The sequence below is a fragment of the Bradyrhizobium sp. WSM4873 genome (assembly GCF_055811355.1).
Map to the genome: position 1 here is coordinate 103,631 of NZ_JBVVPS010000006.1, position 24,549 is coordinate 128,179.

Sequence of the window (24,549 nt, forward strand, 5' to 3'; positions counted from 1 at the left end):
GGCTCTCATCGCACCGCCTCCGGAGTCTTGTCGGCTTCCATCACGCTGAGGAAACGCGCGGTCAGCGGATTGCGGGGGTTGGAGAGCACGTCGTGCGCGGGCCCCTCCTCGATGATCGTGCCGCCGCTCAGGAACGCGACGCGGTCGGCGACCTCGTCGGCGAAGCGGATCTGGTGCGTCGAGATGATCATGGTGAGGCCATCATCGATGGCGAGCCGCCGGATCACCTCCAGGACCTCGCTGACGAGCTCGGGATCGAGTGCCGAGGTCGGCTCGTCCAGGAGCAGCACGCTGGGGTTCGGTGCGAGCGCTCGGGCGATCGCGACGCGCTGCTGCTGGCCACCGGAGAGATGCCGCGGCAGCGCGTCGGCGCGGTGCGACAGCCCGACCCGATCGAGCAGCTCGGCGGCGCGGCGATCGGCATCGATGCGGGTCATGCCGTGCACCCAGCGCAAGGGACCGGCAATGTTCTCCTTCGCCGAGAGATGGGCGAACAGGTTGAATTGCTGGAACACCATCCCGACGCCCACGCTTGCCCGCTCATTGGCGATCGCGCGGGGCGGCAGCAGCTTGCCGTTGTCGTCGAAACCGAGACGGCGTCCCCCCACGCGCACCGTGCCCCCGTCCCAGCTTTCGAGATGATTGATGCAGCGGAGCAGCGTGCTCTTGCCGGAGCCGCTTGGCCCGAGCAGTGCGACGACCTCGCCGACGCGCACCGTAAAATCGAGGCCGCCAAGCACCTTTTGCGCGCCGTAGCTCTTGGTGAGGTCCTTGGTCTCGACCGCGATGTTGTTGCGCGAGATCGTTGCCGCACGCCGGGTGCGTTCCTCGCGGGTCAAGGCCAGCGGCGGCGTGTGGGTGAGCTCAGCCTGTGCAGGCACTTGGACGTCGACGGGCGCTGCGGCAAGTTCGAGCTTGGTGGCGAGATCGACGCGGCGCCAAGGCAGATAATCGGCGAGCTTGCGCTGGCGACCTTTGGCGCGGTCGAGATCGAGCAGCCATTCGACGAAAAGCTGGATGATGCTGATGGCAAAGGTCAGCACCAGATACAGCAAGCCCGAGGCGAAGAAGATCGAGAAGAAGTCGAAGGTCGAGGACGCAAGCTGGGTCGAGCGCAAGGTCAGCTCCTGGACCGCGACCACGGAGGCGAGCGACGAATTCTTCAGCGCACTCACGGCCTCGTTGCCGAAGGCCGGGATCATGGTCCTGATCGCCTGCGGCGCGATCACCCGCCACATCAGGATCCGCGGCGTCATGCCGAGCGCCTGGCCGGCCGTTACCTGCCCGCGATCGACGCCGAGCACACCGGCGCGCAGCATCTCGGCGATGAACGGCGCCTCGTTGCAGGCCAGCGCAAGCCCGGCGGCCAGCACCGCCGGCAGCTTGATACCGATATGCGGCAGCGCGTCGTAGGCGAACACCATTTGCAGGATCAGCGGCGTGCCGCGGAAGATCACGGTGTAGGCCCTGGCGATCGCCGCCAGCAGCCAGAAGCGGGAGAGCTGCATGCCGGCGAGGATCAATCCAAGGACCAATCCGCCGCCGAGCCCGAGGGCAGTCACCTCGAGGGTGAGCTCGATGCCCTCGAGCAGATACGGCATGCTCAGGTAATGGAGGAACAGCGACATCAGTCGGCCGTCAGAATGTCAGGCTCCTTGAAGTTGTTCACGTCGAGCCCATGCTTCTTCAGAAGCTCCATATGCGTGCCGGCCTTCTGCACCTCGATCAGGGCTGCGAGCACGGCGTCGCGGAATTTCGGCTTGTCCTTCGGGACGGCGATGCCGACCGAATACGGGATCGTCACCGCGGTCGCCTTCTCCAGCTTGTCCGGATAGGCCTTGACCGCGCTGTCGACGGTGTTGACGTCGTTGACATAGGTGTCGGCGCGGCCGGCGAGGATCGCCTGGATGCAGTTGGCGTTGTTGTCGTAGAGCTGGACGGTCGGCTCGGGCTTGCCGGCCTTCTTGCACTCCGGCATCAGGGCCTGAATCAGGGGCACCTCGACATAGCCGGTGTTCTCGGCGGCAGCGGCGCCGCACATCGACATGTTGATGCCGTTGATGCCCTTGGGGTTGCCTTTGGCCACCAGCACGCCGTCGAACACTTTCGAATAGGTGATGAAGTCGGCGGCTTTGGCGCGCTCCTTGGTGGCGTAGATGTCGGAAATCACGATGTCGGCTTGTCCCGCGGCGAGCGTGGTCAGGAGCGCCGCGAACGTCACCGGCTTGTAGGTTAGCTTGAAGCCGAGGCATTCGCCGATGGCTTCGCCGAGATCGATGTCGAAGCCGATATATTTGCTCGGATCCTTCGGATCGATGGTCTCATAGCCCGGCGTGTGCGGGTTGATGGCGTTGACGAGGGTCTTGCCCTTCCAGTCCGGATATTTGTCCTGGAGCGCGGCGCAGGCCGCAGGCGCCGCAGCCTGCGCGCTCAGGGGCGCGGCTGCCAGCGTGCCGAAACTGACCGCGGCGCCGAGCGCGGCCTTGCGCCAAGACAGCGATGCACGCGCGTTCCCCCGCGCCTGGGGCAATACCGGTCTCTCCATCTCCAGCTCCTTCGAATTGTCATGGCAATGGCCATGTTCCAGATCTCGGAAGCGAGCCTAGGAGGAGAGCGAACCGGAAAGCTTGTCCGCGGGCGTACAAAAAATTGGATGGAAGGAGCCCGCCATTTGGGCAGGCGGCTGCCCAAAAACTATTCGTGAATGCGGACGCCGCAGCGCGCAATTCCGAATTCGGGGAACCATATGATCTTGCGTGACGCCGCGATCTGCACGATCAGGGAATCATTCGGTGTGGTCGTTTGACAGAGATATGACGATCGAAGGACAGATCTGCGGCCGACATCCGAAGCACATCACTGCCGTCCACAGCCTGTCCGCAGCATACCCACAGCTATATCCACAGGCCGACTATGCCGGATTCGCGAGCCCGCGTGAGCCACTTGCTGCGCACAAACCCACAGGGCCGGTATGTCAGCCGCCGGCCTGATCGAACACGGTGCGGCAAGCCTCACTCAAGCTTGGCCTGTTACGGCGCAGGCAGGCTGTGATCGCGCGAACGTTGGGGATTTCGCCGGCACAGAGCCGGTAGACGTCGGCGGTGCAGGCCCGGCGCTGCTCGGGCGTGCCCTGCTGCGCATGGGCGGCGGAGGCAAACAGCGTCAGGAACAGCCCGACCGTCGAGGCGCGACGCGCCCGGCTTTTCACACCCGCAAACCGCAAGAACCTCGCCTTCATGACCAGTCTCCCGTTCTGCCCTGCCCGCCCGGCTCGTATTGGCCGGTAAGCAACGGGGTAGGAGAATTAAACAGCGGAAGATGTGACCTCCTTCACACTGCAGGCACCCGGCAGGAACCTAATATCCCCAAGGGGATTTTCATGACTCGCTAACCAATCGGGACCCGATTGGCGGATCGTTAAAATGCGAACGATCGGCTCAACCGGGAAACAAACCGGCTTTGCGACATTGCGCCATCCGCGGTCCGGAGGGTGTGATGAGCGAAGCCGAATTCAACTTGCTGCTGGATGCCGTCCAGGACGCCATGGTCCATGAAGATCTGGCGTTCGTGCCGGGGGAGGATTTCGTGCCGCGCTCGTGGACCTATTACGCGAAGCCCAACGCCTCCGCGAAGCCCAAGGCCGCCAATGATAACGAGGGCGCGTGGCCCCTGCTGCCGTTCCCGGACGGCTGGTACGCGGCCTGCTGAAGCCAATCTCACCGTGAGCCGATGCGCCCGCGTTCCGCGGGCGTTTTGCTATGGGCCCCACGCCGCGAGATTCGGCGTGCCCCGCGATCAGGTCTTGACGCGCTCACCGCCGTCCTGTGGCGCCTGGCCGGGTGCGGCCGGCGGAAAGATGCTGTCATAGATCGCGCGGGCCTCGCGAATGAGGCGGGCCCGCTCCAGCTCGGATTTCGGGACAAATCGGACGATTTCGCTCACGTGCTCTCCAGCGCTCGATCGTTGGGATGCATCACTTCGCAGATGCGAAGACTATGCCAGCGGGCTGAATGGCGGGTTTCCGCCGGGCCCCGGGCAAACCCGGTGTGCACGGACAGCGCGTATCGCCCGCGCGGGCCGATGGCAGCCGCGATGCGATCGAATATTACTGAGATATCAGGAGCTTGTGATGGAGGCCACGTCGGGACTCGAACCCGAGTAAACGGTTTTGCAGTTCTCGAACTTTCATACCAGCTAGTACCTTGCCACCTCAGGCATTTGCTAATTCGGCGCGAATGTTGGGGAGGAGATATCTGTTCGTCCCTGCCCGTTTTCGTTGGTGCTATCTAGTTGGGTAGCAATTTAGGTAGCAAGATTGAACGTGGCCGCTTCGAGCACCCTCAACGCCGATGATAGTAAACAAGCGGTAGGCGGCGGAACGGGCGTTGGAGATCAGGTTCTACTTCCAGATAACGAGGTCGAAAGGGAGCAAAATGTCTGAAGTCGAGCGCACAGCCGCCGGAGTACAGATGGTTATACCTGGATGCGAACGGCGGACCTTGCCGCGGTCAACAACCAGCACTGATGACCGCGGTCAGGCTCTGCTTTCCTTCTACAAGCCGACAAGCCTGCGGGAGCGACTCGCGAGCCGCGCGGATGCACCTTTGCGACCAAGGAAAGCACAAAAAGCACCACCAAAGAGTGGCCTGTTCGGCTCCTAACCACGTCGCGCTGTGCATTGCGCACCATGAAGCCCTCCGCACGACGCCAGCGAAGGCGCTAGGGTTCGCTGAGCTGAGGTGGACAATTGCGCAGCTTGCGGACGCTGCGCTCGCCGTTGCCCCTGCGCCACCCACCGACACCCCGCCAGATCGGCGCCGGAAGTTGGTGGTAATTCAGGGAGGCAAGCAGGGGTGAGTCTTCTCGACTCACCCACTTAATAGTTCTTTCATAAGTTGCTGATTCTGTTACTTTTTTAGGTAACGGAGATTCGCAATGTCAGACGCTACCTACAACTTGAACGGCGGCTTCAAGCCAACCATGAAGCGGTTTGCCGACCTGAATGGACCGGATTTTTTCCCAACTCCTCGTTGGGCAACATTCGCGCTGATCGACAACGAAAAGTTCAATGGAGAGATTTGGGAGAGCGCCTGCGGCGATGGAACGATGTCGCGCGTTCTTGCCGAGACTGGCCAACCGGTTCGCAGCTCGGACCTTTATGAGCGCGGCTTTGGCGATGCTGGAATTGATTTCCTGACACCGCGATCGTCTGCCGATAACATCGTAACGAACCCACCTTACAATTGCGCTGAGGGTTTTGTGGCGAGCGGCGTCAAGCATTCAAATCGAAAGTTTGCCCTGCTCTTGCGTTTAGCATTCCTAGAAGGTGCGAATAGGGCGAATACGATCTTCGCAAAGATACCACCCGCCCGCGTTTGGGTTTTCAGCGAACGCATCACGTTTTACCCAAGCGGTGTCGAGCCGAAAGGGAGCGGGACAACCGCCTATGCTTGGTTTGTTTGGGACAAAGATGCGCCAGGCCAAACCGAATTGAAGTGGTTCAAGCCCGGTTACAAAGCTAGGTTCGCTTAGCTACGCGGCAACCTCGTGCCCAGGCAGCGCAAGGCCGCCCGGGATGGCAACCAGCTGGCCTTCGAAGATTGCGTTTCCGGGCGATGCTTTATGCGAGGTGATGTTGCGCACCTGCTGTTCCCACAACGCTTCACCCGGCCGCGTTGGTGACGGCGCGAGGTCTTCGGCAGATAGCGTCAGGTAGTTCGGAATTTCTTCAACTAACTCTTTGATAGTCGCACGACCTGACGGTCGATCAGTGAGAACCTTGATGGCAGCTTCGGCAACTTCAGCCTCGGTAACTCGGGACATATTCCCTACCTCCATTCTGATGGAGTCCAGAGATAGGTTCGCGCAATGGTAGTTGGAGTCAGTACAACTACGGGATTATTCGGTGGCCTACTTTGAAATCCCAAATGACCTATTCGGACACTACCTACCTGCGAAAAGGAGATCCCGATCGGCAGGCAATCCAGCTATAGGGGTGTCCGCCGCGAAACCACATAATCACTTGATTATATAATACTATTTCGATCGCGATGCACGAAGCCCCACATTTTACCCCACGACTATTCGTCACTGTCGTTCTCGCTTCGATGAAATCCGTCCTCCGAACCCGCATCGCTCCAGTCAGGAACGGCCGGTTTCTTGAGACGCCTGACCGTAGCTTTTCCCTGGCGATCGGCTCCGGCAAGGGCCCACTGCGCCCAGCGCTCGACCTTCTCCGTGGGCGCACCAATCCGCCCTTTCGCTTGTTTGACCGCATGCGGATCTCGGTGGCCCGCCGCAGCGTCGCGGCCTCGTCTAGGAGGCGGTCAATGCGCGCCTGCTCGAGCCTTTGCTGGCGCTCTGAGCTGCTGCACTCCCGCTCCTGCCTCTCGAGTTCGAGCTGACGGTGCCGCAGCTCCTCTTCACGCTCGGCCTTGCGCTTCACCCGCCATTCAAACTGGCGGACGCAGGCTTCCGATATTGGAGCTCAGCAGCCGTTCGTCCTTGCCCGTTTTCATTCCCCCACCCAGTTGGGTAGCAAATTGCGAACCGAACGTGACTGTAGGCGCCGCGATATTGGACAAGCGGAAGCGGCAAAACGGGTCCCGGTGAAAGGGGGCGATGCGTCGTCTCCGCCTTCATTGCTACCGCGTTCGTGCAGGATGATGCCGAGGCCCCGCGAGCGCAGTGGCGGAAGGTTGTCGACCAGCTTCGCCCAAGCTGCCGAATCTCACCGGCCACTCGACGAAGCGGAGACCGACATGCTCTCCCACACCTTAGCGCCACAACATCGGACGAAGCTGCGCTCGACCAGCCCGATCGAGCGATCGAGCCCCTCAACGGCAAGATCAAGCGCTGCCCTAGGTGGCCGGCATCCTCCCCCACGAAGGCGCTATCGTCCGCCTCATCGGCGCGATACTGCTCGAACAGAAAAGATGAATGGGTTGTCCAGCGTGCCCGTTACATGACACTGGAAACCATTCCGCCCTTAAGCGATGATCCAACCGTCAGCCTTCCGGCTATCGCCAGCTGACCTGCCCGCATCGTGCCGGTGAACGCAGTGAACCGCCGCCAGCTACACCAACGCTAGGGGACCCGATCGTGAACGAAGACGGGCGAAACTATTTGCACGAATTCATGACCGGCCAGCGCCCGCAGCCAAAGCAGCCGAAATGGCTCAAGCCCTTAGCTTGGTGTGTAATCTTTTTCTTGTTCGGCTACGCGCTTTTCCTGCTGTTCATGGCTAAATAGATGGGCGGTATGGGATCACCTGAGCAGTCGGGAGATACAACGTTGAAGATCCTTAGGGCCTTAGCAGCTCTGTATGTCCTCACGCCTGTGGCTGCGACATCTCAGTCCTCACTACGCGACCTAGGTTCATGCACAACACGGGACGTTCGTCTATATGTTGGACAACCAGTCGCTGAGATACAGAAAATGAGCCTTCCAAACGCTCGTATCGCCTGCAGGGAAGATTGCACCATGACAGCGGACGTAAGACTGTCGCGTCTGACCGTCATCTATTCAAAAAAGACCGGGCGCGTTTTAGAGGCATTTTGTGGATAATCGCAGGCTGAGTCGCGATAGTGCACCCACCATGTAATTATCGAACACGCTCAATCGGAGGTGGTTGCCACTCTAACGACCGAAGCCCCTGCCGAGCGCGCTGTTCTGAGGGATCAATTGCGAGCGCCGACTTATAATCGGCAATCGCCGCCTCATGATTGCGCAATGTCTGCTGCATTGCGCCCCGACCTGCAAAGGCTGACGCGAGGCGCGGGTTGGCTTTGATAGCCTGTGAATATTCTTGGATAGCATTCGAGGGCTGATTTTTTTCTTCGTAGACTAGAGCCCGATTAAAATAGTTGGCGTAGTTGCTAGGGTTCAGACGGATCGCCTCTGAGAAATCGGAGAAAGCACGATCAAAGTCCTTATTTCGATATTGGATGATGCCACGCTTGCTAAACAATAGCCAGTTGGAGGGGTCCAATCTAATGGCTTCGCTCAGATCGGGAAGAGCCAACTCGAATTTGGTCAACTGAAAATAAAGTTGTCCGCGAAGCGCCCAACTGATGCCGTCACGTGGATTGAGCCTGATTGCCTCATTATACTCTAAGATCGCCACGTCATCTTTCCCCTGCGACTGGAGATAGTAGGCCTTGTTTCTGTGCGGAAGGCTGATTTGGGGAGCGAGCGCGATTGCCCTCTCGAAGTCGGGTACAGCTCTGTCAGGCTGCTTCTTTGCGCCTAACGCAACACCTCGACAATTGTAAGCCATTGCAATGGTAGGATCGATTTCGATGGCGCGATTGCAATCACTAAATGCCGCATCGGTGTCGCTTGATGTCGAGCTTTTTCGAAGCGTAGCTCGCCCTCTTCCTGTAAGCGCCTCGGCATTAGTGGGGTCTATTCGAACTGCTCGGTCGTACTCGGCGAATGCTGCGGCCGGATTGCTCTCAAAGATAGCATCCCCCTTCCGGACAAAAGCCGCCGGATCCAAAATACTTTCTTCATCGGCCAGACCCGCTGCGAGGCTTGCGAAGACGCTTTCGAACTCATCGCGGTGAAGAACGCTGCGCTGCAACCTACGCGCGACGAGGCGCACATCGTCTTTAGCTTGGTCAATAGCGTTATCGAATTTTGTTTGGCTCAAGCCGAGCTCAGCGGCAGCGAGACGCGCGTCGACGTCGCTTTCGTAACGTCTGGCCAAACCGTTAATCAATTCGACGAAGTCGAGCTTCAGATCAGGATTCAGTCCTGCCAGTCGCTCAGCACTCAGAAAACGCTCCATGTCGCGCTTGAGCTGCTGCGTCATACGATCTTCGGGAGGATAGATCGCAGCAACAGTGTCGCGGACCTGTTTGCTGAACGTACGACTAGATGACACGAATGGCCCGATTTCGTCTGCCTTTTCCTTAATCCCCTTGTCGTGGCAGCCCATACAAGAGATACCGTTGGTGACGGTGCCGTCTTTCCTGTCCGGATCCCGAACGATGGTCGTTGGAGCTTGTGCGAGCTGAGTCCCGTCGGCCTTATTTAGGTAATAGGCTTGAAATCCGTTCGGCAGGCTGAAGATGGTTTCGCCACCATCATGCTGAAAGCCAGCATCCCCGCCAGGACCTAGAGGGAATGTGAAGAGGCTCTTACGGCCCTGAGTGGTTGCGAAGTCATACGAGGTCCAAAAATATCCTGAAGAAATCCGATGGCGCTCAATTAAGCGATTGTTCACGCTCACGCCGGATCGCTGGAACCCTGCTCTAAGGACATTCAGACTTCTAATGTCCTGATCGACGTCGAGCGCGAACTTCTTTTGAAGCTCCTTAAACGTTGCAGGAAGCTGCAATAGGCGATCGTACAGAGGTGGCCTAGAGGCATTCTCCGCAAACCAGTCGGCACGTACGAGTGGGAGTGCAGTGCCGGTTGCACTCTCAACACCCTTCACAGCCGGCGAGTCCGGGCGATTGCGATAGGGATAGCTTCTAGCGATCGTGTCCCACTCGACAGAACTCCATCCAAGGTCTGCAAGATTGAATCTCAGAATGGTTTTGTCGGGACCCATGACGTCCGGCCTGACCACGTCAGGCGAACGACTTAGGCTGTTCAATAACTTAGCCGATGCTTGGCGAATTGCCTCAAGATCGGCGTCGCTCGCACAAAGGTTGTAAAAATTGACCAGGCTGAGGTACCGAGTATCACGACGGCGGGTACTTTGAAGGCCCTCGAGATCTCGGAGGAGCAGCTCAGCGAGCTGTCCATTGGATATCAAATGGTTAGCGTCGCATTTTGCTATAGTTGCTCCTGCCCGGCTCCTGATCCATTCCTCGATCGCACGTATTTCCTGCTTTGTGAGATCCGTGCCGGTCTTCGTGTCGAGGCAATCATCCGGCATCTTGCCGTCGTCGCCGCATTCTGCTTTTGCACGTTTGAGCAGATCGGATTGATCCGGCTTGCCCGGGACTACTTTGTTGAGTGTCCGCGACAACTGATCCAGGTCGAGTACAAAACCAAAGCCCTTCTTTGGTCCGTTCTTCGCCTTGCCGGTATCCAGCTTACCAACCTGATGGCAGCGTGCGCAATTGCGGTCGAGCGCATCATAGGCAGCTCGGTCGATCGGGTCGTCGGGCCGGGCGGGCACCTCGTCAGCCCGCGATGAACAGACCCCTCCGACAAAAAACAACAAAAATAGCGTTGCCGCGAATACGCGGCCGAAACATCGTCCTGCGTTCATAACACCCTTCCCTAGGCACAACTCTGACATGCATGAAAGAAGTAGGCAAGATGGTCGCGGTCGTACTGCTACGCCGTCTACCATGTACCAAGGCTAAGCGGCTTGTTGCCCAGCATTCATTCTCGATGAACGCGCAAGGCCATTAAATCAGAGCGAGCAAGCTTCGCTTTGTCATTCGACGGTGGAGCTTGCTCAAGAATTAGCATTTTCAAGGATCCGGGGTCGTCCTGCGGGACTTCCTTGGCTGGCCTTCTGTTCGCCTCGGAGTCCATGGTCTTGAGACGCACATCGAAGCGGTCCGGAAGGCGATCCAAGGCGTCCCGGTACGGGGGCGTCGAACGTTGCCAAGCAGCGTTGCACGTCCTGCCCTTATTGTCCGCTGCCGGACAGCGGGTCTCCCAAAACCTTTCGATGGCCTTGGAAAGCGTCACGTTCCGACAACCGCGATAACGCCGACCCGCATTTCGGTAGCCACTTCGCGCAAGGCTGCAGTGTCGAGCTGGGTCAGCTGGGCGGCCCCGGCAAAGGGCTGGGTTCGTTCAATCTTCGGACGGATGATTGTACCAGGGGCCCCCACACTCGCCGTACCGTCATGTGCCACTTGATCGCCTGCCGCAGCCAGCCCTTTGGCGAGGGGCGACCGGCGCTTCTCACGGCTGATCTGGCTGGCAAGCGACCAAAGCTCGAGTGCCTTCGGTTCACCTCCGCTAGGGGCCGCTCTCTGGGTTGCAACGCCCCGACTTAACAGGCTCCGCTATTGCCCGCTGCCCAAGCTCTCTCGGCTCAGCCTGGGCCAGCACCCGTGCACAACCGAGTTTCCGATCCCGAGCGTCCGGCCGATTTCGAGGATTCCCATTCCTTCGGCCCAAAGGTCGCGTATGCGCACATCAACGGACATCTGGACCGGACCCCCAGGCAAGTTCACGCCGCGCTTCTTAGCTCGCTCAAGACCGCCGTTCACCCTTCCGGATTATACCGCGCTCAAATTCCGCGATGACCCACACATTTGAAACATTGCCCAACCCGACTGCGTACTGGTGTCAAGCGCCTGCTTGGTGCAGAGAGAGATCGCACACGAGTGCCTGCAAATCGGCTTGCAGGCCGCGTCTATCTATCGACACGCGGCAATCATGTTAAGCTTGCGGTCCGTGGCATCAAGTCGATCAATCCGGCGGCTGCGCTCGTTTGCGCCGGAATGTTCATAAATCCCGATTACCTGCCACCCGGAGCGGGCCGCGATCGCCCATAAGACCCGCTTCATGACGCGCCCTCGCCTCGGACATTCGTCACCGTAAATAGACCATACGGAAATAGAGTGTTTTCCGTATAACTTCTGCTCGCTTTCTGGGGTCATGAAAATCAATATCTTCCAAGCGGCAACGCGAGGAGGTTTTCGGTATAGGTCACATCGATCGCATACTTCAGTTGCAAGCAAGCAGCGATCAAACGTCGTTCAGAGGAAGGTCTTGATGCGTTCGACGATCTCATCTGGATCGGCCCCATCGATGCCCATGCGCAGGCCACGGATAAAGACAGCGCGCCGATGTTCGAAAAGTGGATCGGAACCGTCGATAAGACTCGACATGCCCCGGTCGGAATCGTGAGCTGTCCATTGCCGTCGCGCGGCCAGGCTGTAAGCGCGTCCCCTAACCTGATCACCATCTGCCCTTTCGGCGAGCGGTACTCTTTCCCGGGCTCTTGCAAGACAATGAGACCCTTTGCTTATGCCCTTAATCAGGAGACGAAAATCCAGCTTGTCGATTGGTTCGCCGTCGGCTGGCGCAAAACTTGGGCCTCGCTTGTGCCGGCTAACCTCCGTCTCGAAAGTCCGCCACGATCCGCGAGAAAAATCTCTTCCGCGATCTACGAGTTGAACGCCCTCTTCACCGGTATCCCTGATCTGCGAACTAAATTCCTTACCCGCGATCTCAATTCGAGTGCGTCGCAGGAGTTCATCAGCCTCTTCCAAGCCGTTGGTACTGGCCTTTCTGAGCCAATAAACGGCAAGTCGTAGCGAACCGGCGGGCAACCGCTCCTCCAGATACATTTTTCCGAGCAGCAACTGCGCCGGTCCGTCACCACGTTCGGCAGCCGATACCAAATTCTTCATGCTCTCGCCGGGAGCATCGGACAGTTCAGAATCCCTAATCGACGCCAACGCGCGCTCATTCTGCGATGCAGCGCTGACAGTCTCGCTGGAGGCCGCATTTGGCGCTGCTTGCTGCTGGGCAGCGTCAAATCCTATACTCAAGACCTTATCCAAAACGAAGTCGACACTCTTTGCCGACGCGGCGCAGAATGGCCAAGTGACCGCTATTGTCGTTCCGCGGCGCGCGATAAGGCTCAGTATCCTCCAGAACGGAACGTCTGGTCGAACGGCCAAGGCTCCAACTTCGTTCTTTAGGTCATTCGCGAATGGCCCGAGCGCGACCGCAACAGCGCCGATCAAGAGATACACGCCTAATCCGACGAGAATGATTATGAGCACAACGCCGTCCACGACCAGTTGCCGTCACAGCGCATCCTGCCGGATTTGTGCTCAACGGTCGCTGGCCTAGCATCAAGCTTCTCAGCCGGGCGTACGAGTCATTGGTTATTCATTAGGCTATTCCACCGCCTTTTCGATGAAGCCGAGCGTGTTTGCATTCTCGATCAAAGTCCGGACCTTGGCCCGGTCAAGTCCAGACGGGACATCGGCCTCGATTTCAAGCCTGAGCTTCACTTGGCTGCCCGGTAGCGTCGTGAGCTGCTCCACGATCGCTTCGACGATCTGATGGATATCCCTCGCCGGCCGGTCTGCCGAGATCATCACAACGCCCAGGAACCGCGTCGGATTTTTTTCGGTGGGGTCCGTTTGATTTGCATTGCCGAGGTTTTCGCCAGCAGCTGGCGTCTTTTCTGCTGCGCCTTCCGATAGACCGGCTGTCGCGTTTGGCTGAGCAGGCACCGGCCGATGCGCCTCGGCCACATCGGAGTTGACGATGATGCTATCGCTGTCGATTACAACGGCCGCGTTGGTAGCCCGTTCGATGGCGAGCCCCAGATAGATATCCGACTTTTCGTCCCACCGCTCGGCATAGGCGAAGGGACCAGGAATCATAGCCCCCACGGAGGCTTTCACCGCCCTAATCAAGACCTCCTGATTCCTCAAGCGCGGTAGATAGATGTAACGATTTAAGTACTCTCGCAGGTCCTTGAGCGAGAGATGCGGCTTGCCGTTCCAGATGTATTTCTGAAGATCGCGGTCGAGGCGCGTCGGTCCGAGCTCAGTGAGCAAGCCTTCCTCAGCAACAAGCTTCTTGCTGGCGCGTGCCAGCAGCCCGTCCTGAGCCGGGATCTTACCCGACACCCATTCGACATCCGCTTGCGCACTTTCCTGCGCGGGGTAATGGAGATAGCACCATGCCTCCTTGAGGCGTGTCTTCATCGTCTCGTTTGATTCAGCCAGCTTGGCCTTGGCAAGCGCACTATCGCTCTGCGTCAGGTTGAGCCGCTCTGTGTCGCGCACAATCTCGCCCCAGGCCAGGGACGCGCGTACCGCATCTTTCAGATTGTCGAGCTGGCGCGAGTCTGCGGCGATGAAGATCAGCATGTTCCGATAGACACGCGGAGTGCCGCCCCGCTGCATCAGGATGTCTTTGGCTTCCAACAGCGCCTCAGAGCCATCGCGACCATTGTGCGGGCGGGCCACGCCGAGCACCACTGCGCGCACGCCTCCAGCTTCGTCTGGAACCTCCGCGGACGACGCCGGCGCCACCTGAACGGCATCGAAGTGACCACGATCAGCAAGGCTGTTCACATACTTGCTCAACTCGTTATCGATCGTCATCAGGACAAGCGCCGTCTCGATCTGCGCTGCCTTATCAGCCGCGATGCGGTTGAGGCTCGCCGACATCGAGTACCAGTAGCGCCCGAGATCGGCATGCATGAACTTGGCCTGGTTGGTCAACCGTCGCAGCGCATCGCCGAAGATCGCCGGACGCTCGCCCGGCTGAACGACGCCGAGATTGATCTGCTTGTCGTCGAGGCCACTGTTGTGTTGCTGGTGCGTCGGCGCCGTCCCCATGAAGATCGCGCGTGCGACCCGCCTCGTAGCTGAGTAGCGATTTAGGTTAGGCGCCGACTGGTCGATCTTGTAAGGCGTGGACGCCATGCCATCGACATCGCCCGCAATGATGGATTGCCAGCTCACGTCGAGATAGTGGAGCAGCTCCGGTTCGACGCGCGACGAACTCACCGCGACACTACCCGGCATGATCATCACCGAGGGATCGCCGTTCATCCAAAGCTCATGGATCACCTGCGCCATCAGGCGCAGCACGCCGCGTGTGCGCTGAAACTTCTCCAGCGATCCCCAGCTTGTGTAAAGCTGGTCGAACAGCTCGGGATGGATTGGATAGGCTTTTTCTAGCTTGCGCCGATAGTCCTCGTCAGCACAGCCCTGCGGGAAGTCGTTGGCGTTCTCGCGATAAAGCTTGGCGAACTGCTTCAGCGTGTTATCCCGGTGATGGAACTTGTCCCCGGAAATCTCCTTGAAAAGTCGCCGCCGGACGATCTCATAGCTCTCTTCCTGGCTCGCCGGTCGCCATGATGATTCGACGCGGCTGAAGGTTTGCTTGAGGCGCGCCAACGCCTCCTGGCCGCCTTCGCCGCCGACCTCGATCTGCGATGCTGGCAAAGATGCGACGAGCAAGGTGCCGGGGCTGGCCTTGACCGCTTCGGTCAGCGATTGGACGAACGATAGGTTGGCATCAAACGAGCCCGACGGCAGCCCCTCGACCCGATAGATCTGCCGGAGATAGGCGACCCACTCGTCGATCAAGATCAGGCACGGCGCATACTTCTTGAAGATCATCTCGAGCAGATGCGAGCCCGGCGCGATTCCGTTGGCGTCATTCTCAGCGATCATGTCGAAGGCCACGGCACCGCCGAGCTGCCACGCCAGTTCGCCCCAGGTCGTGCGGATCTTGCGGCCACCCTCGGCAGTGAGGACATCCTGCGGCCCACGCGAGGTGCCCACCAGCACAGCGCGGTTGATGCCCTTAGGCACGCTAAGTTCTTCCTTCTCGAGCAGCTGATCCAAGCCCGACAAATCCTGGACCAGCGTCGGCCCTGCCATGTGGTAGAGGGCCAGCATCGAGTGCGTCTTGCCGCCGCCAAAGTTGGTTTGCAGTTCGACAACCGGATCGCCGCTGCCGCCCGAAAGCCGCTTGGCAGCGCCGACCAGTAGCGCGCTGAGGCCCTCGGTCAGATAGGTGCGGCTGAAGAACTGGCGCGGGTCGCGATATTCGGCGGGCGCGCTGCCCGAATGCACCTTGGCCAGATCGGCCGCGAACTCGGCCTGCTGGAACTCGCCGGTAGCGACATCCTGGTGCGGCTCGACAACTTCGCGCCACGGAAGCAGGCCCGCCACCGTCTCGACGGAGATTTCCAGACGCTGCGTCTTCCGCCGTTCCTCGTTGCGCTGCAGCTCAGTGAACTTTGTGCGCAAGATGGTGTCGCGCATTTTCGAGAGCTGATCGGCGGTCTCGCCGGAGCTGATCGCCTCCATGAGACGGCGCATGGAATCGAGCGCACGCTCGGCGTCGTCATAGGTGAAGGGCTCGTTGTGCGAGAGCTTGTTGCGAACATCGCCAAGCTCGTTCACCAACGACCGCTCAGCGCGGCCGAGGACGGCCTTGAATGCCTCGCTCCAGAACCGGTCCATCGCGTTGAAAAGCGCGGCCTGATCCCAGCCCACCTCACCATTGCCGTTGGGGCGCAGGCTGGAAAGCTTCTCCAAAACCTGGACCTGCCAATGACCCTTGAGGGAGCTTTCCAGCCGCTTCTCGACGAACGGAATGAGGGCGCCGGGCAGCAGCTCCATGCCCTCGAAAACATATTGACGGGTGCTTTTGGCCACTGTCTCACTCCCCCTTAGATTTCCAGCCGGATCTGACGATCCCCGCTCGTATCGTGGATGGCCGCCGCCTGCCGCGTCAGCTCCGTCCAGTCAGCGATCAGGGCGTTGTAGGCCGTGGCCTCCTTCGCATCTTTCCGCTTGTTGGCGCTGATGTCGTAGAGGCAGTAGGCAAGGTCCTTCACGGCCTCGGCCTTGGCGTCGATTTTCTTCAGCAGGACGGCGGTCTCACGTGAGATTCCGTCCTTCTCGTACTTGCGGACGAGATGCTGAAGGCACTCCCACACGGTCAGGTGGCCGTCGCCTTCGGGCTCCCAATCGTCATCCAATTCGTCACGCGCCAGAATGCGGACCTTGCCGGCAGCGCTCTCGATGATCCCGGCGTGCTTCACGCTTTCGACCGAGATGCCTCGCGCGCGGGCCAGGTTATCTGCCGACCCGTAGTCACCCTTAGTCATGCCGTGCTGTTCGAACCAGGTGATCGCAAACCGCGTATCGGCGTCGAACTCGCCTTGGATTCCGCCAAGATACTCGTCGAGCTCGCGGTTAATCAACTGGAGCGCGGCCTTCACGCTCATCGGGCTGTCGTCTGATTCCAGCACCGCCTTGTAACGCGAGAAGACGCCCATGCCGGGTCCGATGGCAGATTGCGGCATATCGGCCGGGGCGATGTTAGCGGCCTGAAGCTCCGCGATGGCTGGGGGCAGTTCGCGTTTCAGCGCGCGAATAAACTCGGCGCGGGTGATGACCTCGGCCGTAACTTCCTTCTTTCGGCAAACAAGGACAACCGAATTGGCAAGAGCATTTGTGCCAACCGCGATCATTCGGCCCGGCTTTTCCGTCCGAACCGGCCAAGTTGCTACCACGGCGTAACCTGAATTAATCACAGCCTGAAGAAAGGTCGCCCAGCCGGTTGAGGCTATTCCGTCCGTTTCAACTTCGCTCTGCTTAAAAGCATAGTAAATGGTCGCTGGAAACTCACGGGAAGTCTGCTTTGCCATGTTGGACACAGCTTGAGTCATTCCGCCGAGGAAAAACGCTTCTGCGGCCGCGTAACTGCCGTGACGATACACAGTTGCTACGAGTTCTTCTGCCTTCGGAACAACTATTGTCCGAAAGATTTCCGGATAAATATGTCCGATGGCCCTGCGAAGCCAAACATAGAAGAAATCTGACAGATCGGAATAGAGGATGTTATCGTAGTATGGCGGATCTGTTGAAATCACCGCATTTGGGGGAAGGACAACTGTCTGGGCGTCAGCTTGTCTGATTTCGCCCTGGGAAGCCGGAGAAAACGCAGAGAGCGAACGATGGACCCACTCCAAGCAGGCATCATTCCAGTTTCCGTTCTTATGGCTAAAGGGATTTACCTCAACGTAATCCCAAACCATTGAGATGCCCTGACGAGCGAAGGTGCTCCGGGTGGCCTCGACCGTGTTGCGCCAACTGACAATGCTACTCCATGCATCCGCGGCACGATCAACAGCGAAAGCAAGGAAGGTCGAAATCGCATTGGCGTAGTTTTCCGAAAGGCCCAGATCGAGGCTGCCATCCTGCGATATGTCCTCTCTGACCTTCTTGCCTACCTCAGCGACCAAGTCTGAGAAAGTGTTCAAGGCCACAAGCTGACGTTGCCCAAAGTAGTCTCGGAAAGTGTTAAAGCCATAGCGCCTGCCTAGTGCATTACTTGCAAAGGTGCCGCGGCATGGCACTTCAATAGCGGAAAGGTCAACCGACTTTACAAGGTCGGCCGAAGCATCGACGGCTGTATTCTGGTCATCGATGTTCGGCGCCAAATATACTCGCTTCCCGCGCCCCTCAACCGCGATCGCAATTAGCATAGCGCCGAGTTTTCCTTCTGATGCACGTGCATCAATGTATTCGCCCGGGATCGCAGCATCGGAGAAAATGCAACGAAACACTGCTCGTCCAGCTTTCGTGCCTTCGTTTGCCTTGCTGATCTCGGCCTTCGTACCGCCATAGCGAATGCGGAAAGAAACGGACTTCGCTGCCTTATCAACGATCGGCTCGAGCCACGTCTCTTTGCCTGCTTTCGCTGAGAGAAGAAAACTCGAGGCAATGGGGACTTGAACCTCAGAAAAAGCCGGGTCCGGGCTCGGCACGGTTCGTGACCAGAACCAGGCGATCACTCGTCCTTTACCGCCACCGTGCTCCTTAGGCATATCCACTAGCGGGTAAAGATGCCCAATGCGCTCCCACGCTTTTTCGCGCATCCACTCACCGTAGTATTTCACATCCTCGGCCAAGCCTTCGGCATTGCGGTAGAACGACCGCTCCTTAATGCCGGGGTGGATGGGAGGCATGTCCTTGAACTTCGGCGGGATCTCGATCATGGCCTTGCCTATCATCACGGCAACCGGGTTCAGATCAGACCCATAGGCAGGCAGGCCCAAGCGCTGCGCCTCAAGCGGGATCGAGCCGCCACCCGAGAACGGGTCATAGAATGGCGGCAGCACACCGCCGCAGCTGCGTCGGATTTCAGCGCGAGCACGCTCCAGCACTTCCTCGTTCGTCGAGTTCTCCCACAGCACCAGCTCTTCGATGATCTCGAACAGCCGCTTTCGCTCGATGTCGGCCGCGCAATCCTCCAGCGTGGGCTCGGGCGTGTCAGGCACATTGCTTTGCACGTCCAGCTTGCGATCTCGCCACGTCTTGAGCCGCACGACCAGGTCCGCCTCCGCCTGCTCGCGGATCTTCGAGTCCTCCAGCAGTTTGTCCGCGTAGCCCGAAGGATCATCGACGAGCTGTGCGAACAAGACTGCCCGGCACGCTGCCAGCGGCCGCCGCGCCCACCATAGATGCAGCGTGGACGGATGCCCGTGCCGGATCGACTTCTCTCGCCCCGACGCCGCGTTGATCGCCTCGAGCGGGATCGCAACCTCGATTAGCTTCTTCTTGTACTTATCGGTTGAGGTCATAAACCAGCCTGTACGTTGCGGGGCGGATGGTGATCTCGCCGCCATCGCGCATTGCGCGAAGATGAGCCCCGGTCATTTCGACAGGCTCACCCGCCGGGTCGACGAGCACGAATGAGTAGGCGTCGGGCTTCTGGTCAAGCAGACCCCAGACGTCGGCCTCGATCTGCAGCGGCTCGCGCTTAAGGCAATGCTCTTTCGGATAGCCGAACCGGCAGATCGATGCGAAATGAGCCTCGATGAAGTCCTCGCCGTTGTGTTCGAAAACGAACCGCTCATCTTCAATTGATACACGCGCGGCGCTGGCGCTTGCGTCGTCGGCATTCTGAAGCAGCTCGGACAAGATATGGCGTGGGCTCTGCACCTGCTTGAACAATTGGTGCCAAGGCCCGGCAAGCTCGGGGTCAGCCTCGAGCTGATCCCAGCGCTTGGCGGCACGATCTTGAATCGTGTGAAAGTAGCTCGGTGGGCCGGCGATCACGGCATCCAGCTCGCTCTCCGCGGTCATAGCGGCAAGTCCAGCGTCGATGGCATGGCGACTAGCTCCGGCCCGCGGGGTGGCGCACTCTTCCGCCAGCCGCCCTTGACCGTCTGGATCGCGGAAATGGGGAGCCGCTGCTCGGTCCGCAGCTCGCGCAGATCGCGAACGTGCCAGAACACGGCCCAATGCCCCTGATTGTCCGAACCGTATTGCCCGGTCGTAGGGGGACGATGGCTCATGCCCGTCGAATGCCTGCCGCTGCCGCTCTCCTCGCAACCGATGTACCAACCGAACCAAGACACGATGAAGCTCACCTTGACCGCAATATCTTCATGCGACGGATAGATGAGGACCGGGACAGCTGCGGCGCCCCGTAGTTCGTCGACCTGGCGGAACAACTCCCACTTGCGAGAGCCGAAAGCGACAAAGCCGGTCTTGCACGCGATGTCGGCGCCGGACTGAAGATGTTCCAGGGGGACCGGGGCGAGAATGGCGAAATCCTTGATTTCTATCACCACACCTCCCGTAGCGATCCGGACTTCTTCAAGCTGACGCGATAGCAATAGGCGGCGATCTCCTCGATCATGACGCGGTCCCCGGCCCGTGCGCGATGCAACCGATAGAAACCGCCGATCCAACCTCGCGCGCGGAAGAATTTCTTCTGGCCGTCAAGGTCCGTCTGGACCGGCTCGGCGCCGCCCCATTCGATCGTCAGGTCCCGTTTCGCCCGTGTCGCCTTGTTCGAACCGCCAATGGCGTCGGCCGGGAAGCGGTCGAAAAACGAGCGCAGGTAGATGTGATTGTTCGTGATGTTTCCTTCGGTGATCTCCACTTCACCGATCACGCGCCCGGTCGCAGTCCGCGCAGCAGCCGTGACCGAAAGTGTCAGAGGCTGCGCGGCCCAGATGGACGGCGGCGGGGCCGGCCGGGCCGGCGCGGCAACGCCCAGCTTCACATCATCCCGTTCAACGTCGATATGTAGTTTCCGGCCATGCTGGGAAACATCGACCTTCACCGTATCGGCGCTGCCGACCTGCTCCTCGCGCGAAGCGCGCGCCAGGGGTATCGCCATTGCTGGGTCAGCCGTCGAGACCACAGCTCCGAACTGGCTGGCAACCCCGTCGATCGCTTGGTCGTCCAGCTCGACCCAGGTCACAGCTCCGCTCTTGTGCCGGTAAGGAACTGGGCGGCCGAGCCGGCGCACATCAACGAGCTTCCAAGGCGTGTTCCATTTGGCGACCTCGCCCGAGCGGATCATGTGCTCGGGAATCTGGTGATGCGTAAAGGTGGCAATCATCTCTGACGGCGCCAGCGGCGCGCCGACCTCGATTAGCCTCGCAACGCCATAGACCGCCCCGGTGCCTTTACGGATCAGACCGAACCAGCCGCGGTGCGACGCTCCCGATGAGCGCATTTCCCAGGCTTTGGTTCCGTCGAGAATGTAGCCTATCCAAGGATCGGCGATGATCAGTCCTTTGGTGATCCTCATCGCGGCGCCTCCCCGCGCTCGAGCAAGCGCGGTAGGTGGAACTGAATCGCCGTCTCGAGAAAGGATGGCTCGCGTTCGACGAGAGGACCGCGCACGTAGCGGGGCGCGTGGGCGAACCCGTTCGTGACGGAAACGACCGCCAGGATGAACTTCTCGGGCTCATGCAGCGAGGTTATGACTTCCTGCCGTGTAATCATCACGGAATCTGCGCCATCGATGCGGCCTTTCACCTCGATGAAGCGCAGATGACCTGACTTGGGATCGTGCGAGGCGATGTCGTAGCCGATCTTCTGGGCGGAAACGTCGACGGGCGCATGGCCCAAGGCGCGCTCGGCCGCCATGACCGCTTCCATCGCGGCGAGCTCGATGACTCGGCGAGCCGCAGGATCCTCCGCGAAATGGTTCGGGACGCTTGGTGTCCGACGCGCATCCAGAAGACCGCGCGGGACGACCACCATGCCGCCCCGCACGCGCGGCGGCTGCGACGAGATGAAACGCTCGCGTTCGAGCTGGTCCATCCGGCGTTTTTGACGCTCCGCCAGATCCTCGGCCCGGCGCTGGGCATTCTGCCAGTTAAGCCGCGTCTTCTTGCCGGCCTTCTCCTCCTCCTTCAGCTCAAAGGCCCGCGAGTCCCAGTAATTGATCTCTTTCTTGAGCCGGGCGCGAACCTCCTGCTGGACCTTCTCGATTTCAGGCAGGCGACGGGCCTTGACCTCCGCGACATGCCCCTGCGCCAGCTCGACCGTGGCGAAACGGATGGCCGTTTTTTCCAGTTCGCTGCTCAGCCACTTCTCGTCCAGCAGATCACGGACGGCGCCGACCTCCTCCGCCGTGGCCGGGCGCAGGTTGAGGTGCGGCGCAATGCCAGCATTGACCGCCTTGCCCGCCTTATCGAGAGCGGCGAACTGGAGCCGCTGCGAGATCACATGCGGCTTGCCGGCGCTGGTCGTGCGGCCGTCCTGGACTGTATGCTCCAGAAGGAAAACTGCGGAGAGAGCATCGCCCGGATCAGTTTCGTCGACCAGGATCGCGCCTTGGCGCATGATCTGCTCATACTGCTCGCGGATGAGGCTGATTACCGCCTCCAGCAGCGGGTGTCCGGGACAGACGAAAGCCGCGACCGGCTGCTGGTTGATCAGGCTCTTCTCGAAACAGATCCGCTCATACTGCTTTTGAATCGGCGCGCCGGTGCCGATTTGGCGATCGCGCTCGCGGATGCGCACCGGTACATGAGTGACCTCCCAGCGCCCTTCTTCGCGGCGCCTGAGGCGGCCGCCGAGCTGCTGGAACGCCTCGACGAAGAAGCTCTGGATGTGATGCGGCTGAAGGCGCAGCGCTTCGGCCCGCTCCATGTCGAGCCGCAGTTCCTCGACCCTGGCCTCGGGCATGGTGTCGTTAGTGAGCGCGCGCCGTTGGAGCAATTCGAGCAGATGCGTCTGATCGACCGCGCCGTCGACCTGTTGGAATAGCCGTGCCTTCACATCTTCCTGTTCGCCATACTGGATGGCTTCGAAGAGAAGGTCTTTCAGCGCGGTGCCCTCGAACAGTTCGCCGAGCACGTCATAGACGCGGCCGCCCAGTGCTTCGCGCGCGGCCTCCAGCTTCTCGAGGAGGCGGCCATAGACCTCGCCCTCGCGCGTGTCGGCCGCGACGAGATTCCACAAGTGACAGACCTCCGTCTGGCCAATGCGGTGGATACGGCCGAACCGCTGCTCGATCTTGTTGGGGTTCCAGGGCAGGTCGTAGTTGACCATCAGATGTCCGCGCTGGAGGTTCACGCCTTCCCCGGCGGCATCGTTGGCAATCAGTACCAGCATGTCCTTGTCCTGCATGAAGCGCTCCACCACCTTTCGGCGCTCCTCGCGCGACACGCCGCCATGAATTACCTCCACCGCCTCGGGGTTGCCGAGGCGCGCGCGTACCTTGTCGAGCAGGTAATAGAGCGTGTCCTTGGGCTCGGTGAAGATAATCAGCTTGCGGCGATTGCCGGCGGCGTCGACCATCAGATCGTCGTCCAGGATGCGGTTGAGCTGGCTCCACTTTGTATCCGTGCCAGAACGCAGCACGCCGAGCGCCATTGACTCCAGTCCTTTCAGCGTCTCGACCTCAAGCGCGAGCTGCTCGACCGTCTCAGCCGTCGTCGCGCCCGTCGAGATCAGATCCTCGAGCTCGTCGATTTCCTCCTGCCCATACTCCTCGATATTGCGCAGTATGTCGGGGTTGATTGCCGGCTCGCCGATGCCCGCCTGCCGCCCCTTGGCGGCGAGGCGCGCCTCGCCCAGCTCCGTCTCCAGACGCTCGCGGCGGCGTTTCAGCGACTCGTAGATGGCGGCCGGCGATGAGGCGAGACGTCGTTGGAGGATCTGCAAGGCAAAGCCCACATTGTTGCGCTTCTTGCCGTCCCCCTCGGCGAATCGCTGGACGCGATTCATCTCGGTGCGGACATATTCGGTGACGGCGGCATAGAGTGTGGCCTCGCCTCCCGAGAGCTGATACTTAACGGTGCGGGCACGACGCTCGGGAAAGAGCGGCCGGCCGTCAAATTTGAGCAGCTCCTCCTTGGTTAAGCGCCGCATCATGTCTTGGGTGTCGGCATAATGGACGCCGTCCCGGAATCGCCCTTCGAAGCGGTCCCCGTCGAGAAGCGCCATGAACAGTTGGAAGTCCTCTTCCTTGCCGTTGTGCGGCGTCGCCGACATAAGTAGCAGATGCCGGCAAGCCTGACCGAGCTTCTGGCCGACCTGATAGCGCCGCGTATATTTGACCTCGCCGCCGAAATACGTCGCCGACATGCGATGGGCTTCATCGCAGATGATGAGATCCCATTCGCGCGCGCTCATAAGTTTGTCTTGCAGCTCTTCATTGCGCGCCAGCACGTCGAGGCGGACGATCAGCCGGTCGCGATCGGAGAAGGGATTGCCTGACCGCGAGGTCTCGATCATGTCGCGGGTGAGGATGTCGAACTCAAGATTGAACTTCTGGCCGAGTTCGTCCTGCCACTGTTCGACCAGGCCGCCCGGGGCGACCACAAGGCAACGCTCGAGATCGCTGCGAGCGATGAGTTCCTTGATGAGCAGGCCGGCCATGATCGTCTTGCCGGCGCCGGGATCGTCCGCGAGCAAGAAGCGCAACGGTTGTCGCGGAAGCATCTCGCCATAGACGGCCGAAATCTGGTGCGGCAGCGGATCGACAAGGCTGGTGTGGATTGCGAGATAGGGGTCGAAATAGTGCGCCAGCTTGATGCGATTGGCTTCTGTCACTAACCGCAACAGCGCACCATCGGCGTCGAACGACCAGGGCCGTCCGTCCTGCTCGACTTCCAGGCGATGCTCGTCGTCCCGGTAGAGAACGGACTCGGCGACCGTGCCGTTATGATCGCGGTAGACGACGTTTATCGCCTGATCGCCGATCCAGTCGACTGACACGACCTGCACCGGCTGTGCCGACGCTATGCCGCGGACAGAAGCGCCGTTCTTGATGCCTTCGAGCCTCGCCGCCATCGATCATCCCCCTCAA

Annotated in this window: 16 protein-coding genes, 1 tRNA gene and 1 pseudogene; 4 read left to right on the forward strand and 14 right to left on the reverse strand. The window is 60.0% G+C overall.

Features of this window, described 5'->3' with window-relative positions; translation table 11 throughout:
- Nucleotides 1–5: 5 nt before the first annotated feature.
- From AC0L21_RS11495 to AC0L21_RS11505, 3 genes are all read right to left on the reverse strand, one after another.
- Entirely contained in the window at nucleotides 6–1,628 is a 1,623-nt protein-coding gene (locus AC0L21_RS11495; RefSeq protein WP_473261334.1) for an amino acid ABC transporter permease/ATP-binding protein, read from the reverse strand.
- Nucleotides 1,628–2,545 carry an ABC transporter substrate-binding protein gene (locus AC0L21_RS11500; protein ID WP_473261336.1) on the reverse strand — a complete coding sequence of 306 codons (918 nt, stop codon included), beginning with the start codon at nucleotides 2,543–2,545 and terminating at the stop codon, nucleotides 1,628–1,630. The genes AC0L21_RS11495 and AC0L21_RS11500 overlap by 1 nt, the downstream gene beginning before the upstream one ends.
- Nucleotides 2,546–2,974: 429 nt before the next feature.
- A complete protein-coding gene (locus AC0L21_RS11505) occupies nucleotides 2,975–3,238 on the reverse strand; it encodes a hypothetical protein (RefSeq protein ID WP_473261339.1) in 264 nt (87 codons plus the stop codon).
- A gap of 257 nt (nucleotides 3,239–3,495) precedes the next feature.
- Between AC0L21_RS11505 and AC0L21_RS11510 the strand changes: the two genes are divergently transcribed.
- The gene (locus tag AC0L21_RS11510; protein WP_473261341.1) at nucleotides 3,496–3,708 is read left to right on the forward strand and encodes a hypothetical protein; all 213 of its coding nucleotides are present in this window, start codon (nucleotides 3,496–3,498) and stop codon (nucleotides 3,706–3,708) included.
- Between the two features lie 87 nt (nucleotides 3,709–3,795).
- On the opposite strand, the gene AC0L21_RS11515 is transcribed toward AC0L21_RS11510, so the two are convergent.
- Together AC0L21_RS11515 and AC0L21_RS11520 are read right to left on the reverse strand one after the other, a co-directional pair.
- On the reverse strand, nucleotides 3,796–3,942 hold the full coding sequence (locus AC0L21_RS11515) for a hypothetical protein (RefSeq protein ID WP_473261343.1): 147 nt from the start codon (nucleotides 3,940–3,942) through the stop codon (nucleotides 3,796–3,798).
- Nucleotides 3,943–4,130: 188 nt separating this feature from the next.
- Nucleotides 4,131–4,201, reverse strand: a tRNA-Phe gene (locus AC0L21_RS11520).
- 734 nt (nucleotides 4,202–4,935) lie between these two features.
- Here AC0L21_RS11520 and AC0L21_RS11525 point away from each other — a divergent pair.
- Entirely contained in the window at nucleotides 4,936–5,532 is a 597-nt protein-coding gene (locus tag AC0L21_RS11525) for a hypothetical protein (protein ID WP_473261345.1), read from the forward strand.
- On the opposite strand, the gene AC0L21_RS11530 is transcribed toward AC0L21_RS11525, so the two are convergent.
- A complete protein-coding gene (locus AC0L21_RS11530; protein ID WP_473261347.1) occupies nucleotides 5,533–5,823 on the reverse strand; it encodes a hypothetical protein in 291 nt (96 codons plus the stop codon).
- Nucleotides 5,824–6,607: 784 nt separating this feature from the next.
- Between AC0L21_RS11530 and AC0L21_RS11535 the strand changes: the two are divergent.
- Both AC0L21_RS11535 and AC0L21_RS11540 read left to right on the forward strand, forming a co-directional pair.
- Nucleotides 6,608–7,033, forward strand: a pseudogene (locus AC0L21_RS11535) (transposase); the annotation flags it as partial.
- Between the two features lie 68 nt (nucleotides 7,034–7,101).
- On the forward strand, nucleotides 7,102–7,251 hold the full coding sequence (locus AC0L21_RS11540) for a hypothetical protein (RefSeq protein ID WP_473261349.1): 150 nt from the start codon (nucleotides 7,102–7,104) through the stop codon (nucleotides 7,249–7,251).
- Between the two features lie 352 nt (nucleotides 7,252–7,603).
- Here the strand turns inward: AC0L21_RS11540 and AC0L21_RS11545 are convergent, their stop codons facing one another.
- The 8 genes from AC0L21_RS11545 to AC0L21_RS11580 form a co-directional block, all read right to left on the reverse strand.
- The gene (locus AC0L21_RS11545; protein ID WP_473261353.1) at nucleotides 7,604–10,228 is read right to left on the reverse strand and encodes a tetratricopeptide repeat protein; all 2,625 of its coding nucleotides are present in this window, start codon (nucleotides 10,226–10,228) and stop codon (nucleotides 7,604–7,606) included.
- A gap of 1,453 nt (nucleotides 10,229–11,681) precedes the next feature.
- Complete coding sequence (locus tag AC0L21_RS11550) at nucleotides 11,682–12,728, reverse strand: hypothetical protein (protein ID WP_473261355.1); 1,047 nt, start codon at nucleotides 12,726–12,728, stop codon at nucleotides 11,682–11,684.
- Between the two features lie 105 nt (nucleotides 12,729–12,833).
- Nucleotides 12,834–16,130, reverse strand: coding sequence for a DUF499 domain-containing protein (locus tag AC0L21_RS11555; RefSeq protein WP_473261357.1), 3,297 nt, complete (start codon nucleotides 16,128–16,130; stop codon nucleotides 12,834–12,836).
- A 14-nt stretch (nucleotides 16,131–16,144) separates the two neighbouring features.
- Nucleotides 16,145–19,066, reverse strand: a complete 2,922-nt coding sequence (locus AC0L21_RS11560; protein ID WP_473261359.1) for a DUF1156 domain-containing protein — start codon at nucleotides 19,064–19,066, stop codon at nucleotides 16,145–16,147.
- On the reverse strand, nucleotides 19,050–19,571 hold the full coding sequence (locus tag AC0L21_RS11565; protein ID WP_473261361.1) for a hypothetical protein: 522 nt from the start codon (nucleotides 19,569–19,571) through the stop codon (nucleotides 19,050–19,052). The genes AC0L21_RS11560 and AC0L21_RS11565 overlap by 17 nt, the downstream gene beginning before the upstream one ends.
- Nucleotides 19,568–20,059: a hypothetical protein gene (locus AC0L21_RS11570; RefSeq protein WP_473261363.1), complete on the reverse strand. Its 492-nt coding sequence runs from the start codon at nucleotides 20,057–20,059 to the stop codon at nucleotides 19,568–19,570. Before AC0L21_RS11570 ends, AC0L21_RS11565 begins: the two co-directional genes overlap by 4 nt.
- Nucleotides 20,056–21,033: a hypothetical protein gene (locus AC0L21_RS11575; RefSeq protein WP_473261365.1), complete on the reverse strand. Its 978-nt coding sequence runs from the start codon at nucleotides 21,031–21,033 to the stop codon at nucleotides 20,056–20,058. Before AC0L21_RS11575 ends, AC0L21_RS11570 begins: the two co-directional genes overlap by 4 nt.
- Nucleotides 21,030–24,533 carry a protein NO VEIN domain-containing protein gene (locus AC0L21_RS11580; RefSeq protein ID WP_473261367.1) on the reverse strand — a complete coding sequence of 1,168 codons (3,504 nt, stop codon included), beginning with the start codon at nucleotides 24,531–24,533 and terminating at the stop codon, nucleotides 21,030–21,032. Before AC0L21_RS11580 ends, AC0L21_RS11575 begins: the two co-directional genes overlap by 4 nt.
- Between the last annotated feature and the right edge of the window lie 16 nt (nucleotides 24,534–24,549).